Origin of the sequence: Nocardia sp. NPDC050799, assembly GCF_040654015.1 — a bacterium.
GTDB lineage: Bacteria > Actinomycetota > Actinomycetes > Mycobacteriales > Mycobacteriaceae > Nocardia.
In genome coordinates this window covers 164857-179872 of sequence record NZ_JBFAHF010000006.1, presented here as the reverse complement: position 1 = coordinate 179872, position 15016 = coordinate 164857, and the positions used below count along the sequence as shown (strand labels likewise).

14 protein-coding genes are annotated in these 15016 nt (G+C 67.6%); 2 read left to right on the top strand and 12 right to left on the bottom strand.

Annotated features, from left to right (window positions below; genetic code table 11):
• Positions 1–9: 9 nt before the first annotated feature.
• Genes AB0H42_RS09110 through AB0H42_RS09080 form a run of 7 tightly spaced genes read right to left on the bottom strand, consistent with a single transcriptional unit; the run spans position 10 to position 7869 of the window.
• The gene (locus AB0H42_RS09110) at positions 10–1125 is read right to left on the bottom strand and encodes a CapA family protein (RefSeq protein ID WP_357052124.1); all 1116 of its coding nucleotides are present in this window, start codon (positions 1123–1125) and stop codon (positions 10–12) included.
• The gene (locus AB0H42_RS09105; protein WP_357052121.1) at positions 1122–2513 is read right to left on the bottom strand and encodes an MmgE/PrpD family protein; all 1392 of its coding nucleotides are present in this window, start codon (positions 2511–2513) and stop codon (positions 1122–1124) included. The genes AB0H42_RS09110 and AB0H42_RS09105 overlap by 4 nt, the downstream gene beginning before the upstream one ends.
• Complete coding sequence (locus tag AB0H42_RS09100; protein WP_357052118.1) at positions 2510–3460, bottom strand: ABC transporter ATP-binding protein; 951 nt, start codon at positions 3458–3460, stop codon at positions 2510–2512. Before AB0H42_RS09100 ends, AB0H42_RS09105 begins: the two co-directional genes overlap by 4 nt.
• Positions 3457–4440, bottom strand: a complete 984-nt coding sequence (locus AB0H42_RS09095; protein ID WP_357052115.1) for an ABC transporter ATP-binding protein — start codon at positions 4438–4440, stop codon at positions 3457–3459. The genes AB0H42_RS09100 and AB0H42_RS09095 overlap by 4 nt, the downstream gene beginning before the upstream one ends.
• Before the next feature lie 8 nt (positions 4441–4448).
• Positions 4449–5288, bottom strand: a complete 840-nt coding sequence (locus AB0H42_RS09090) for an ABC transporter permease (RefSeq protein WP_357052111.1) — start codon at positions 5286–5288, stop codon at positions 4449–4451.
• Positions 5285–6292, bottom strand: a complete 1008-nt coding sequence (locus AB0H42_RS09085) for an ABC transporter permease (protein WP_357052108.1) — start codon at positions 6290–6292, stop codon at positions 5285–5287. Before AB0H42_RS09085 ends, AB0H42_RS09090 begins: the two co-directional genes overlap by 4 nt.
• On the bottom strand, positions 6289–7869 hold the full coding sequence (locus AB0H42_RS09080; protein WP_357052105.1) for an ABC transporter substrate-binding protein: 1581 nt from the start codon (positions 7867–7869) through the stop codon (positions 6289–6291). The genes AB0H42_RS09085 and AB0H42_RS09080 overlap by 4 nt, the downstream gene beginning before the upstream one ends.
• A 164-nt stretch (positions 7870–8033) precedes the next feature.
• Here AB0H42_RS09080 and AB0H42_RS09075 point away from each other — a divergent pair, with 164 nt between their 5' ends.
• Positions 8034–8969, top strand: a complete 936-nt coding sequence (locus AB0H42_RS09075) for a PaaX family transcriptional regulator C-terminal domain-containing protein (protein ID WP_357052102.1) — start codon at positions 8034–8036, stop codon at positions 8967–8969.
• A 125-nt stretch (positions 8970–9094) separates the two neighbouring features.
• On the opposite strand, the gene AB0H42_RS09070 is transcribed toward AB0H42_RS09075, so the two are convergent.
• From AB0H42_RS09070 to AB0H42_RS09055, 4 genes are all read right to left on the bottom strand, one after another.
• Complete coding sequence (locus tag AB0H42_RS09070) at positions 9095–10654, bottom strand: long-chain fatty acid--CoA ligase (protein ID WP_357052099.1); 1560 nt, start codon at positions 10652–10654, stop codon at positions 9095–9097.
• Positions 10655–10725: 71 nt separating this feature from the next.
• A complete protein-coding gene (gene couM / locus AB0H42_RS09065) occupies positions 10726–11199 on the bottom strand; it encodes a p-hydroxycinnamoyl-CoA hydratase (protein ID WP_357052096.1) in 474 nt (157 codons plus the stop codon).
• 26 nt (positions 11200–11225) lie between these two features.
• A complete protein-coding gene (gene couO, locus AB0H42_RS09060) occupies positions 11226–12119 on the bottom strand; it encodes a 4-hydroxyphenyl-beta-ketoacyl-CoA hydrolase (RefSeq protein ID WP_357052093.1) in 894 nt (297 codons plus the stop codon).
• Positions 12120–12126: 7 nt separating this feature from the next.
• Positions 12127–13041, bottom strand: a complete 915-nt coding sequence (locus AB0H42_RS09055) for an SDR family NAD(P)-dependent oxidoreductase (protein WP_357052090.1) — start codon at positions 13039–13041, stop codon at positions 12127–12129.
• Positions 13042–13150: 109 nt separating this feature from the next.
• On the opposite strand from AB0H42_RS09055, the gene AB0H42_RS09050 reads away from it, so the two are divergent.
• A complete protein-coding gene (locus AB0H42_RS09050; RefSeq protein ID WP_357052087.1) occupies positions 13151–13588 on the top strand; it encodes a MarR family winged helix-turn-helix transcriptional regulator in 438 nt (145 codons plus the stop codon).
• A 221-nt stretch (positions 13589–13809) separates the two neighbouring features.
• On the opposite strand, the gene AB0H42_RS09045 is transcribed toward AB0H42_RS09050, so the two are convergent.
• Complete coding sequence (locus AB0H42_RS09045; RefSeq protein ID WP_357052084.1) at positions 13810–15009, bottom strand: cytochrome P450; 1200 nt, start codon at positions 15007–15009, stop codon at positions 13810–13812.
• Positions 15010–15016: the final 7 nt, after the last annotated feature.

Sequence of the window (15016 nt, the reverse complement as noted above, 5' to 3'; positions counted from 1 at the left end):
TTCATTCGTTCACCCGGTCAGCACCACGCGATCGCCGTGGACCGAATACTCGAGCGGCAGACCCTGCGACGCACAGATCTCCGAGAGGTATCCGACGACTTCCCCGAACCTCGGGTCCTCGGGCCCGAGGAATTCCGGCACGGAATTCTTGCTGATATAGGCCGGTCGGAAACCGCACCGCACGATTCCCTCCTCGGAGATCTCGGCGGTCACGGCGATGGTTTTCCGCGAGTCGAACGGAAAGTTGTATGTACTGTCGAAATCGACCTCCCAGCCCGGATGCAACGCCTTGATCTCGAGAAAACTCGGCCGGGTCGCGTGCTCCTCGGTCATGGGCAGGTCCATGGCGAAATTGCCGATGCTGTAGAAGATCGCCTTGCCCCGGTAGATTTCGATCGGTTTGAGGATATGGGCGTGGTGGCCGATGATCAGGTCCGCGCCGGCATCGATGGCACGGTGGGCCGCGGTTCGCTGGTATTGCGCGAGGGTGGCGGGTACGAAGTGCAGCCCCCAGTGCATGGATACGACGACGGCATCGGCCGCCGCGCGGGCCGCGGCGATATCGGCCGCCATATTGTCGAGGTCTTCGGGGAAGGGGAAGGTGTGGATTGTGCAGCCGGTCCCCGGTTGATCGCGTTCGATCTGTTCGTACACGGTGTGGGCGCGCAGCGGCGCGCAACCCGGGCGGCGATCCGTGGCCCGGTAACCTTCGGGGAGGATGCTGCAGTACGCCAGGAACGCGGTGCGGACTCCGCTGCTCTCGACCACCCGGATGCGCCGTGCGCTCGCGAGGTCGTGCCCGACACCGATCACCGTCGTGCCCTGTCCTTCCAAGGCGTCGATGGTGTCGTAGAAGCCGTCGGGGCCCCAGTCCATACAGTGGTTGCTCGCCCAGGAAACCACGCCGAACCCCGCTTCGCGCAGTATCTTCGCGGTCGCCGGACTGCTGCGCGCGGTGTGGCGGACATGGGGGACCCGGGTGCCGCGCTCGGTCAGTGCGATCTCCAGCTGGCAGAACGCGATATCGGCGGCGGCGATATCGTGACGTACCGAGTCGAACAGTTCCGCGGGATTATCGCGTTCGGCGCCGACGTCGCCGACGGCGATCAATTCGATTTCGGTCATGAAAGCCCCTTCACTTCCTGGATGCGCCGCAAGAGCGGACCGATACCTGTCGAGGTGTCGCCGGCGGGCCCGTCGATCGTGTCGAGGAGATCGGCACCGAATTCCGCGCCGAGGACGGGGGTGGTCAGGCGACGGAATTTGGAGCGGATCTCGTCGAATGTCATGGGGGTGGCGGGGGTGCCCGGTGCTTCGGCCGTGACGGTCGTACCCGGCATGGTGTGGGAATCCACGCGCACCTGGGCGATCAAGCGATGGGGGAAGCTCCGTTCGGCGCGGTCGTCGATGTAGGCGCTGACGCGCTCGGCGAGCCGGTGCACCTGCTGCTGCAGCGCGGCCGAGCCGGACAGTTCCGCGTAGTGGTGCGGATCGTTTCCGCCCAGCACGATCATCGTGGCCACCGCGTGATGCACGCTCAGCTGCGCGGAGGTCAGGGTGTCCGGGCGGGGTCCGATCGATCCGACGTGGGCGAGGGTCGCACGGTCGAGTCCGATATGGATGTGGTCGATATCGGCGGCGGTGACACCGGAGTCCAGTACGGCGCCGACTCCGGCCAGCGGGGCCTGTAGCCCGCCGCATACGCAGTAGACTTTGACGGCGAGTTGGTCGGTGAGCCAAGTACGGCCCAGGTCGGCACTGACTTTCGCCGGGTCCGCGTCCACCGAGAACGCCCGGAGATAGCCGCGTTCCCCCTCGATCGAGCGGGCCGGCGCCGTACAACCGTGGCTCGCCAGTGCGGCGGCCCGTATTCCGCCGGCCGCGGCGATCCCGGCGTGCACGCGTTTGACGTCACCGCCACTGCGGGTGAACTCGGCGGTCCCGCTCGCCTGGGCGGCCGCCAGGCCGAGGGCATGGATCATGCGTTCGGTATCGAGCCCCCACAACCGGCCGGCCGCCGCTGCCGCGCCCATAACACCGAGCACGCTGGTCACATGAAAACCCCGGTCGCTGGTCAGTGCGGGGGTGGTGACCGCCGCCAAGCGCAGCACGACTTCGTACCCGATGGTTATCGCTGTGTGGAACTCGCCGGTCGACGCGCCGACCTCCTCGGCTACCGCCAGGGCGGCAGGAACCACCACGCAGCCGGGGTGCGACAGTGCGGGGAGCGCGTAGTCGTCTATTTCGAAACCGTGTGCCGCGGTCGCGTTGACCGTGGCCGCGAATTCGGGACGCAGACCGGTCGGCACGCCGGCGGCGCTACTTCGGCCCGCCGCGGATTCCGCCAGCGCGTAGGACCGGACGGCGCCGGTCCACGGCCGGTCGGAACCCACGACGACGGCGGCGACGGTATCGATGAGATGGGCGTGCACACGCTCGGATACGGCCGCCGGTATATCGCGGCGGTGCCAGGTCGCGGCGAAATCGGCCAGTTCCCGGGTCACCTGCCTCATGCGGCTGCCCCGGAAGCGAAATGGCACACCGCCGTATGTCCGCTGCCGATCGTTCTCGGTATGGGCACTTCCCGCGCACAGATGTCCTGGACCAGCGGGCATCTGGTACGGAAGCGGCAACCGCTCGGCGGGTCGAGCGGGGACGGTATCTCCCCGGCCAGGGGCGGTCCCAGCGGCCGGGCTTCGGGATCGGGTAGGGGGCTCGAGTCGAGCAGTGCCCGGGTGTACGGGTGGGCCGGCCGCTCGTAGACATCGGTGACCGGGCCGATTTCCACGATGCGTCCCAGGTACATCACCGCCACCCGGTCGCTGATCGCGCGGACCACCGAAAGGTCGTGCGAGATGAACAGCAGTGCCAGGCTGCGCCGCGACTTGAGATCTTCGAGGAGATTGATGACCTGGGCCTTCATGGACACATCGAGCGAGGCGACAGGTTCGTCGCAGACGATCAGATCCGGGTCGAGCGCGATAGCGCGGGCAATGGCGATGCGTTGACACTGGCCACCGGAGAACTCGCGCGGTTTGCGATCACCGACCTGCTCGGCGGCCAGCCCGACCGCCGCCAGCGCGGAGTCGATCTCGGCCTCGAGGTCGCCCGTACGGCCCGCGATGACGAGTCCCTCCGCCACCAGGTCCCGCACCCGCCGGCGTGGATTGAGGGCTGCTTTCGGGTCCTGCAGCACCATCTGCAGTTTGGGCCGGAACTGCCGCATCGCCCGTTCGTCGAGCGTGGTCAGGTCGGTCCCGTCGAACAGCACACTGCCGGAATCCGGCCCGGGCAATTGCAGGATCGAGCGCCCCACGGTGGACTTTCCGCACCCGGATTCGCCGACCAGCGAGAGGGTTTCCCCGGCGGCGATCGTGAAGCCGACCCCGGAGACGGCTTGCAGGGTACGGCCGCCGACTGTGTGGTTCTTGATGAGATCGCGGACTTCGAGCAGAGTCATCGCATATCCTTCCCGGCAGCGGACGCGGGATGTACACATCGGTGCCGACGGGTGATCGGGTGGTTCATCGGTGGCAGCGGCTGGGCGCAATCCGGTTGCGCCGCCCGGCACCGCGCCGCGAAGGCGCAGCCGGGCGGGAGCCGCCCCGGGTCGGGTGGTGTTCCCTCGATAACCTGCAGCCGTCCGGTCGGATCGCGGTCCACTCGCGGAATACTGGCCAGCAGCGCCTGGGTGTACCGGTGCCGGGGGGCGGCGAACAGCTGCTTCGTCGGCGCCTGCTCGATGATCTCACCGGCATACATGACGGCGGTATCGTGCGTATGCCGGGCGACCACGCCCAGATCGTGGCTGACCAGGATCATCGCCATACCGCGCGCGAGCGCGAGTTCGGTGAGCAGCTCGAGGATCTGGCGTTGTACCGTGACATCGAGTGCGGTCGTCGCCTCGTCGGCGATGAGCAACTCCGGGTCGCAGGCCAGCGCCGCGGCGATGGTGATCCGCTGCCGGAGCCCACCGGAGAACTGGTGCGGATACAGGCGCAGGCGGGCGGCCGCATCCGCGACACCGACCTGGGTCAGCAGCTCGATCGCGCGGTCGATGGCCGCGCGGCGGTTCAGCGGTAGGTGGTGCCGGATGACTTCGACGATCTGGCGGCCGATCGGCACCACGGGATTCAACGCCATCATCGGGTCCTGGAATACGACGCCGATATGGCGCCCGCGCAGTTGCTGTCGGTGCCGCGCACTCAGCGTCGCCAGATCGGTGCCGCGGAACCGGATACGGCCGTCACAGCGAACCTTCTTCGGCAGCGACCCGGATATCGCCTTCGCCACAGTGGACTTACCGCAGCCCGATTCGCCGACGAGGCCGAGGATCTGGCCCGGTTCCACGACGAGCGAGACATCGCGCAGCGTACGCAGGTCACCACGGGCGGTGGGAATCGTGCAGGACAGCGATTCGACCTGCAGTGTCGGGGTCATTTTCTCGTTCACCTTTCGGCCGACAGACGCGTGCGTACCCGATCGCCGAGGCTGTTCAGCGCGAAGACGGTGGCGAAAATCGCCAGGCAGGGCAGCGCGATCAAGAAGGGAGTTTCGGTGAGGTTGTCCTCGCCCGCGGCGATCATCGATCCCCAGCTCGGCGCGGGTGGGGGAATGCCGACCCCGAGAAAGCTCAGCGATCCCTCGATGACGATCACATTCGCCATGACCACCACGGAATACGACGCCAGGGCGGGCATGCAGTTCGGGAGCAGGTCCCGCGTCATCACCCGGAAATGTGTGGCACCGAGCACCCGCGCGGCGAGAATGTACTCCTTACCCATTTCCGCCAGCGCGGCAGCCTTGCCGATCCGCGAAAAGGGCGGAATGAAAAGAATGCCCAGGGCGATGACCAGTGTCGCGGTGCCCGGCGTGGTGACGACGGCGAGCGCGAGCAATACCAGCAGCGGCGGAAAAGCCATGAGCGTATCGGTCAGCAGGGCCACGCCGCGTTCCGCGCGCCCGCGTCGATAGGCCGCCCACAATCCGAGCGACGCGCCGGCCACACAGGCCAGCGTGGTCGCACCGACGCCGATGGCGAGGGAGATCCGCGCGCCGTGGATCAAACGGGCCGCGACGGATCGCCCCACGGAGTCGGTACCGAGCAGGGGGCCGTCCGGTGAGAACGGAGGCAGGCTGGGCGATCCGACCGGCGCGGTCGGATCGGGGAGCGGTAGGAGCGGAACGAATATCGCGCAGCAGAGCAGGAGCGTGAGCCAGGCGAGTGCGAGATAGGCAACGAACGGCCGCTTGCGCGAGCTCTTCGGGATGGAGCCGATACCGTTCATCGGGTCCTCACTCTCGGGTCCAGCAATGCGTACAACCCGTCCACTGCCATATTGATCAGGACGTATACGAGTGCGATGAATACGACGACGCCCTGTACGAGGGTGACGTCGCGGGCCGGGATGGCCTGCAGGACGAGGCTGCCCACGCCCGGTAGTGCGAAAAGGCTTTCCACCACGACCGATCCGGCGAGCAGGCGGCCGAATGTCACGGCAGCCACGGTCAGCAAGGAGAACGATGAAGGTCGCATGACGTGCCGGGTCAGGATGTACCAGCGCGGCAGGCCCCGCGCTGTCGCCGTCGTGACGAAGTCCTCGTTGAGGGTGGTGATCATATCGGCCCGCAGCAGCCGGAAGAACGCGGGCGCTTCGCCGAGCGCGAGCGCCAGGGCGGGGAGGAACGCGAACATCAGGTTGGTACCGAGGCCGTCGGCGATCGGTGACCAGCCGGCGATCGGAAACCAGCCCGTGGTGACCGCCAGCAGGTAGATCAGCAGGACACCGGCGACGAAGACCGGTGTCGACATGAGCAGCGAGGCGGCGCCCGAGCTCACCCGGTCCAGCGCGGCACCTTCTTTGGACGCCGAGTACATGGCCGCGGGTACGGCGATGAGCAGTGATATCGCCAGCGCCAGCAGACTCAGCTCCAGCGTCACCGGTACCCGGGCGAGGATCTCCCCCAGCACCGGCTCACCGGATTGCGTGGACGTACCGAAATCGCCCTGTACGGCACCGAACAGCCAGCGGACGTAGCGGAGCGGAAGCGGCTGGTCCCAACCGTTTTCGGCTTCCAGCGCGGCAATATCCTCCGCGGTGGCGGTCGGGCCGAGGATGGCCGCGGCCGGTGATCCCGGGAGCAGGCTGGTGAGCAGGGTCGCGCCGAAGGTCACCAGCAGCAGGACCGCACCGAAGTGGGGGAGCCGGCCGAGGCGGCCGCGTAGTCGTATCCGGCGCGGCCCCGAGACCTCCGCCGACGCCACGGACGGGACGGTGCTTCGAATTGTCATGAGGCCGCGTTCCCGATCTTGTCGTACAGCAGGGTGCCGTCGCCGCCGAGTTCGAGGCCGATCAACTCCGGGCGATGGACGGTATAGGCCGCCTGCTCACGGAAGGGCAGGACCGGCAGCAGGTCCGCGACGATGGTCTCTACGGTTCGGTAGGCGTCGGCACGCCCCTGTTGGCCGGTTGCCGCGCGGGCCGCGTCGAGGGCCGCGTCGAGGGCCGGCTCGCTGATACCCGAGTAGTTGGTTTGGCCGTTCGTGTACAGCAGGTTGTAGAGATTCGGCTCGGGGTCGGCGACCGGCACGATCTGGGCGGTCAGGTCGTAGTCGCGATTGCGAAAAACGCGCTGGTCCATGGTTGCGTTGTCCACGATATCTATCGTCACGGTGACGTTGCGGAAGGTGCCCAGCCTGCTCTGCAGATACTCGGCTGTCCGCCGGAACAATCCACTCTGGGCGGTGGTGATGGTGAACGACAGCGGCTTGCCCTCGCCTGCCAGTTCGTCGAAAAGCGTTTGCGCGGCTGCGCGATCGTAGGGCACCAGCGGGGCGTCGCCGCGCATAGTGAACGGTGAGTTCTGACCATAGAGCCCTGCCGGGGCCGACGAGCCCGGGTCGATCACGGCCGCGAGGTCCGCGAGGTCCAAGGCGGCCGCGACGGCGCGCCGCGCTCGGACGTCGGCGAAGGGCCCCTGCCGGGTATTGAAGACGAACATGGGACCGCCACCCGCGGGAGCCTCGGTCACGGAGAGCCTGCTCTGTGCGGCTCGCCGGCGGTAACCGAGATCGGAACCGGGCACCGCGGCCTGGGCCTGGTCGCCGGCCACCAGGTTTACCCGCTGGATCGGATCGGCGACGACAAGGAACGTCAAGCGGTCCAGATAGGGCAGATCCGGAGCGTAGTAGGCCCGATTCCGGGCCAGCGTCATATGGTCGTCGCGCACCCATTCCTCGAGCACGAAGGGGCCGGCCCCGACCGGTTTGTTCGCGAAACCCTTCGGGTCGGCTGCGAACGCGGCGGGTGAGCCGATATACGCAAGATTCGTGGCCAGTACCCGATCGAAGCTGTTGTTCGTGCGCTTCAGCGTGAACGTCACCGTGTGGGTATCGGTCTTCCGGAAGGTGACGCCGTCGAGGAGCCGGGCCAACGGCGACCTGACGCCCGGGTCGAGGATGCGCCGGTAGTTGTAGAGGACTGCCTCGGCGTCGAATTCGGTGCCGTCGGAGAACTGGAGTCCCGGTCGCAGCCGCAGTATCCACGTCGCGCCGTGGTCCGCGGTCGACATCGACTCCGCCAGCCCGGGCGACACCGTCCCGCTGGAGGCGTCGATGGACAGCAGTTGGCCGAAGATGGCCGCCATGCGGCTGGCGTCCCCGGACGGGGTGAGGTTGAAGAGCTGGGCCGGGTCCAGACCGCGCACGGCTTCCACGCCCAGCACCACGGTCGCCTCTCCGCCGCGCTGCGGCGGACCGTCTCGTGGGGGCACCGGACGGACCGCCGCGCCGGTAGCGCAACTCGCCAGTCCTCCGGTCATGACGACCGCCAGAGCGGCGATCAGCATCTTGCGAATGGTCGACGACAATGTCGCTCCTGACCTGCGATGTGCATCTCTATCGCGGCGAATTGTGGTGTGGGTTACATATTCTCCGCAGAGTGACTATTACATAATCGTGAACGACCGTCAATTAATCTGTAATTATTGCGATCGTCTACCGTGACCTGATCGAAAACTGTGAGGAGCCCGAGATGGCCGGATCCGTACGCGCCCTTCCGCGCGCGCAGCAGGGAGCGCAGCCGCAGCGCCTGTTGACGACCCTGCTCGGTGACTACTGGTTCCAGCGCTCGGAACATCTGCCATCCGGCGCGCTGGTAACGCTTTTGGAAGAGTTCGAGATCACCGCGCCCTCGGCCCGGGCCGCGGTGCGCCGAGTGGCAGACCGGGGTCTGCTCACCACCTCCCGACAGGGCCGGGTGGTGGCTTACGGGCTCCCGCCGGGCGGGCAGGAGGTCCTCGTCACGCATATGCGGCGGCTGTTCGCCTTCGGCGCGAGCGCTCCCGAATGGGACGGAAAGTGGACGATGGTGGCGTTCTCGGTACCCGAGGGAGACCGGGATGCGCGCCGGGCGTTACGAGACGGGCTGCGCCGGCACCACTTCGCCCCGCTCTTCGACGCTGTGTGGGTTTCGCCGCACGACCGCGGGAGCGAAATCCTCGCGCTGGCGGATGGACTGGGAATCGACAGTGTGACCGTGCTGCGCGGCGATGAGCTTTCGCGCGCGACAATCGAAGGCGCCGTACCGGGTTCGTTCGAACTGGATACGCTCGCGGACCGGTATCGCGCATTCATCGCGAGATACCGGCCAAGATGGCAAGCCATGGACCCGTCGACGGCATCGCCGGCGCAGGCCCTGCGGCTACGGACCGAAATCGTCACGGAGTGGCGAGTGTTTCCCGGGTTGGACCCGGACCTACCGGCGGAACTGCTCCCCACCGGATGGCCACGGGACGAGGCCCGGGCAATGGTCGTCGATGTGTACAACAGCCTGGGCGCCCGGGCCGAACTCCGTTTCCGCGAGATGGTCGCCCGGTTCGATCCGGAGTTGGCGGCGCTGGCCGGGCATCATGGTTTCGCCGAGTCGGCGGTCGCCGTTCAGCAGGCTCCGGTGGCCGCGGGTCCGTGACCCGCGGCGCTGCGGCGCAACTCGGCCATCCCGGAGGGTGCGCGGGTGGCGGCAGACCACCGCGACGCCGGAGTCGGGTCGTCGGTGGGCGCAAACGGTGGCCTGCCTGTCGCGGGGCGCCGCGCTCAGTCGTCGGCCCCGCCCGCGGGCATCCGGGTGTCACCCTGTGGGTAGCGTGAACGCAGAATGTCCTTGCGAATCTTCCCGGTCGCGTTGCGTGGGATCTCGTCGAGGACCAGGATCGATTTCGGGATCTTGTACTTGGCCAGGCGAGGAGTCAGGAAGTCGGCCAGCCGCTCGTGGTCGATATCGGTCCCGGGCGTGAGAGTGATCGCCGCGCAGCCGGTCTCGCCCCATTTCCGGTCGGGCACGCCGAACACGGCGCAACTCGTCACGCCGGGCATCTCGAGAATCGCGGCCTCGACCTCGGCGGGGTAGATGTTCTCGCCGCCGGAGATGATCATGTCCTTCAGGCGGTCCACGATCGTTACGAAACCGTCCGCGTCCGCCGTGCCCACATCGCCGGAGCGGAACCACCGGCCGTCGGCGAACGCGTCCGCGGTGGCCTGCGGATTGTTCCAGTACCGACGCATGACGTTCGGACCCGAGATCTGTATTTCGCCGCGCTCGCCGGGGGCGACGTCCCGGCCGTCCGCATCGACGATCCGTACGTCGGTGAAGAAGTGTGGAACACCGGCGGTGCCGAGTTTGCGTTCGGCATTGTCGGGGGTGAGCACGAGGGTGCCCGGGCCCGCCTCGGTGAGCCCGTAGCCCTGGCACATCTTCACGCCGCGTTCGGTGTAGGTGCGCAAAGTCCGGGGTGGTACCGGGGCGGCGCCGACGAGGATTCGGCGGACTCCGGACAGATCGGTGCCGGGCCAGCGGTCGTGTGCGGTCATCTGATCGAGCATGGTCGGTACGGTGAAAGCGTAGGTGACACGGTCGTGTTCGAGCACCTCGAGCACCCGGCCGGCGTCGAAGCCCGGCTCGATGAGCACGTTTCCACCTTTGAGCAGGGTCGGCAGGGCGACCATGTCCAAGGCGGCGGTATGGAACAGCGGGGCGCAGACGAGGGCGATCTCGTCGCTGTGCAGATCCAGATCGATGACCGCGTTCATCACCGCGAAGACGATATTGCCGTGGGTGAGCACGACGCCCTTCGGCCGCCCGGTGGTGCCGGAGGTGTACATGATGAAGCACGGGTCGGCGTGGCCGACCGGTTCGTCGATACGGCTCGCGGCGGACGCGGCGAGCAGTTTTTCGTAACCCGGTGCGCCGTGGTCGTCCGGCCCGTCGAGGACCACGCGCCCGCGCAGGTCCACGGCGTGCGCCGCGCCCGTCGCGATATCGCCCGTCGCGGCGGAGTGGATCAGTACCGACGCGCCGCAATCGCGCAGCGCGTACTCGATTTCGGCAGCGGTCAGCCGGGCGTTGAGCGGAACGAAGGTGGCGCCCAGCAGTCCCGCGGCGAACAGCGCTTCGAGATAGCCCGGGTGGTTCGCGCTGAGCAGGGCCACCCGGTCGCCCGAACCGACGCCCAGGCCGCTCAGGCCGTGGGCCAACCGCGTGACCCGGTCGTCGAGTTCACGGTAGGTCGTGGTCCGGCCGCCGAAGGTGAGCGCGACCTTGTCGGGAGACAGGCGGGCCCGCCGCAGCGGCCAGGAACCGATGCCTTCGTTGCGCATGGAACTCCTTCGATGGGAAAAGCCGGAGGCGCGGTGCGGCCCGCGCCTCCGGCGGGCGGAAGCGGGCGGAGCTATTCGAAGAAGCGGTACACGGCCTCGACGACGACGGCCGGGCGCTCGGCGCCCTCGAGTTCGATCAGGGCGTCGACGGTGACCTGCAGACCGTTCTTCGGTAGCTCCTCGGCCTTCTTCAGGGTGGCCTGCAGGCGCACGCGGCCGCCCGCGGGTACCGGGTTGGTGAAGCGCACCTTGTTCAGGCCGTAGTTGACCGCCATGGTGACGCTGTCGACCTGCAAGACCTCGTCCCACATCGGGATGATCAGCGACAGTGTCAGGTAGCCGTGGGCGATCGGTCCGCCGAAGGGGCTTTCCGCCTTCGCGCGCTCGGGATCGACATGGATCCACTGGCGGTCGTCGGTCGCGTCGGCGAAGGTGTCGATGCGCTGCTGCGGGACCTCGATCCAGGAGCTCGTGCCGAGCGACTGGCCCTCGAGTGCCGCGAGTTCGGCCAGCGTGGCGACGCGGGTGGTGGTCGTGGTGGTCATGGTGTCTCCTGGGATTTCGGAAAGAATCAGCGTTCGATGTGGAGAGCGCGCAGCGCGTTCTCCTTGAAGATCAGCGGCCGGACCTCCGGCTTGATCTCGAGTTTCGCGAAGTCGGTCATCCAGCGGTCCACCTGGATCACCGGGAAATCGGAGCCGAAGAGCACTTTCGACTTCAGCATCGAGTTCGCGGCCCGGACGAGTTGCGGCGGAAAGTATTTCGGCGACCAGCCGGACAGGTCGATATAGACATTGGCCTTGTGCGTGGCGATCGCGATCTGGGAATCCGCCCACGGTACTGCGGGATGCGCCATGATCAGCGTGAGGTCCGGGAAGTCGGCGGCGACGTCGTCGAGCAGCATCGGGTCGGAGTACCGCAGCTTGATGCCGTGTCCGCCCGGCAGGCCGGCGCCGATACCGGTCTGGCCGGTGTGGAAGAGGACGGGCACACCGGCCTCGGCCAGTGCCTCGTACAGGGGGTAGAAGGCCCGATCGTTGGGTTCGAATGCCTGCATGCTGGGGTGGAACTTGAACCCCTTCACCCCGTATTCGTCGATGAGACGGCGGGCGCGGCGCACCGCCGCTCGGCCCTGCCACGGGTCGACGGACCCGAACGGGATCAGGACGTCGTTGTGGGCGGCGGCCTTCTCGGCGATCTCCTCGACGGAGTTGGGCGAGTGCCCGCTACCGGACTGCGCGTCGACAGTGAACACCACGGCGGCCATGTTCCGCCGGCGGTAGTGTTCGGCGATCGAGTCGATGGTCGGCGTCCGGTCCTCACCGGACTTGAAGTATTTCTCCGACGCCGCCATGAGCTCGTCGTCGAGGGAACGGTGCCCGCACCCGTCGATCTCGACATGGGTGTGGATATCGATCGCTTCGATGCGGTCGAAGTCGATGGCGTACTCGTAGCGCGTCGTCATCGCCGCATCACTTTCCGCCGCCGATCAATTCGGCGGGGAACTCCTCGCCGACCGACTCGCGGTGTGCGGACAGGCTCGGCCATGCGGCCGCGAGATCCTCGGCCGACCAGCCGTCGTTGTGGTAGCTGATACCGCTGAGCTGGGGGTGGGTCCACAGGGCGACGCGGTCACCGCCGATGGCGAAAGCCTGACCGGTGATATCGGCGGCCGCGTCGCTCGCCAGGAAGGTGATGATCCCGGCGGCGTCCTCGACGGTGCCCATGCCGATGTCCCGGCGCAGGAGGGCGGGCAGCGTGCCCGTCTCCCTCGCCGCCTCGATATGGGGCCGGAATATGGGCACGGTCTCGGTCATCGCGGTGACCGCGACCGGGCAGACCGCGTTCGCGGTGATGCCGGCGCGCTCGAGTTCCATCGCCCAGGTGCGGACCATGCCGACGATGGCGGCCTTGGATCCCGAGTAGCTCGTCTGGCCGAAGTTACCCCGCTGGCCGGCGGGGGAGCCGATGCAGATGATGCGGCCACCCTCGCCCTGCTCGCGGAACCGCTGCACTGCCTCGCGAACACAGGTGAAGGTGCCGCGCAGATGCACGGTGGTCACCGCGTCGAACGCCTCGTCGCTCGTCTTCCACACCACGGCGTCGCGCAGGATGCCGGCATTGGTGACCATGATGTCGAGCCGGCCGAACTCCTCGACCGCGGTCGCCACCAGTTGCTCCGCCGTCTCGGTGGGACCGACCGGGGCGACCACGGCAACCGCGCGGCCACCGAGTGCGCGGATCTCGGCGACCGCGTTGTCGGCGGTTTCCTTGTCGACGTCATTGATCACGACGGCGGCGCCGTGGCGCGCGAGATCTTTCGCGTAGGCGAGGCCGAGGCCGCGTCCGCTGCCGGTGACGATCGCCACCTTGTTGCTCAAGTCCACTTCGGCTCCTTCGGAAGAGTTACTCATCACAAGTAAACATCTATCATTGAGAAAGTCAATCGTTCATTTCTGCTACTGTATTCCCGCGGAGGTGCGAACAGGAGGGCTGATGTCTCTATCACGGCAGGTGCAACTGGCCGATGACCTCGGTTTTCTGCTGTCCCGGGCCGGGGGTTTGGTGGCGGGACAGGTGAACCGGGCGCTGGCCCCCGTCGACCTCAAGGTGCGTCCGTACTCGGTGCTCGTGCTCGCCTGTGAAAAGGCCGAAGGGGTCAATCAGCGAAGTGTCGCGGCCACATTGGGCCTGGACCCCAGCCAGATCGTCGCGCTGATCGACGACCTCGAACGCCGCGGCCTCGTCGAGCGGGTCGCCGATGCCGCGGACCGGCGCAACAAGCTGATCGTGGCCACCGACGCCGGCCGGGAGCTGCTGGAGCAGGCGCACCGCCTGGTCGACGACGTGCACGAACGGCTTTTCGGCGGGCTGCCCGAGGGGGTCGTGAACAGCCTGAAAGAGGCATTGCGCGCAGTGGTCCTCAACGAGTGACCTGCCTCGCGAGTATTGCCGTGCCGGCTCGCGGTCCGGTGACACCGCCACGAGTTGTGCGGCGCCGCCGGTCACCGCGCCCGTCACCGGGTCGCATCCTCCGCGGCGTCTGGGAGGAACTCGCGGGACAGCGCTTCCGGCTATCCCGCGTGATGCCGGGCCATGGCTATCCCTCATCGGCACCCACGGCCCGGCACATGCGGCCCCACGCGCGCGGCCCGCTATCGGGGGCTCGCGTGTGTGGGGGTCACTGCTATCTGCACGGACTGGTAGCCGAGTTCCGGCATCCGGGTGGGCACCGGTTCACCCAGCAATCCGAGCTCCGCGGACCCGTCGAGGATGGTGTCGAGCGCGACCCCGATCACCCCACGAGCGAGATGCATACCGACGCACTGGTGCCGGCCGATTCCGAAGCCGAGATGCTGACCGATATTCGCGCGGCCGAGTACGAACGATTCGGGATCCCGGAAAACGTCGGGGTCGCGATTGGCCGCCGCATACACCAGAGTGACGGGCTCTTCGGGTTGGATCGTTCTGCCGTGCAGTGAGGTCTCCCGGCTCACCGTGCGCGCGAATCCCCGGTACGGGGTGAACAACCGGATGTACTCCTCCGCGGCGGCCGCCCGGCTGTCCGCGTCGCGCCGCAGCCGATCCTGGAGCCGGGAGTCGGCGGCCAGATGCGCCGCGATCGCACCGATGAGCAGCGGGGGTGCCACCATTCCGACGACCAGTGATTGCCGGAGCGCGCCGACGACCAGGTCGGTCTCGAGTGGTCGGCCGTCCACCCGTTCGCTCAGCAGCGAGCTCGCCGGGTCCTGGGTGATGTCACGCGGGTTCGTGGCTCTGTCCGCTACCAGCCACCGCGCGACTTCGTACATCTCCTCACTCCGCCGGGTGACCTGCTCGGCGTCCTGCGCGCGCCAGGCATCGACCCAGGCGGTCGCCGTCGCGGCCAGCCACTCGACCCGGCGTTCATCGAGGTTGAGCCACGTTGCCGCGGCATACGCCGGCAGCAGGGTGCCGAAGGTCCGCGCGATATCGCGATCGTCGCCGTGGACGAAATCGCGGAACAGGGTCGTGGCGCGGGGACGTAGCGAATCGAGGATCCGCTCGACCCGCGCCGACGACAGAGTTCTCAGCAGCGCCCGTCGATACGGCGTATGGCGTGGGGCGTCGAAGTTCAGTGGCGGTCTGCGGATCCCGCGTGGATCGCTGGGCACCACCGCCCGGACGGAGGAGATGAACAGGTCGGGGTCGAGGGCCGCGTCGCGGACGTCCTGATAACGGGTCAGCGCCCAGTAGCCGCCGTAGTCGGCCGTATGGGCGACCGGGCAGGCGGCCCGGAGGTCCCGATACACCTCGAACACGTGCTCGGGATCGTCGTTGCCGCGAAAACTGAAGTCGTTGCGGGGATCGGTCATCTCGTTC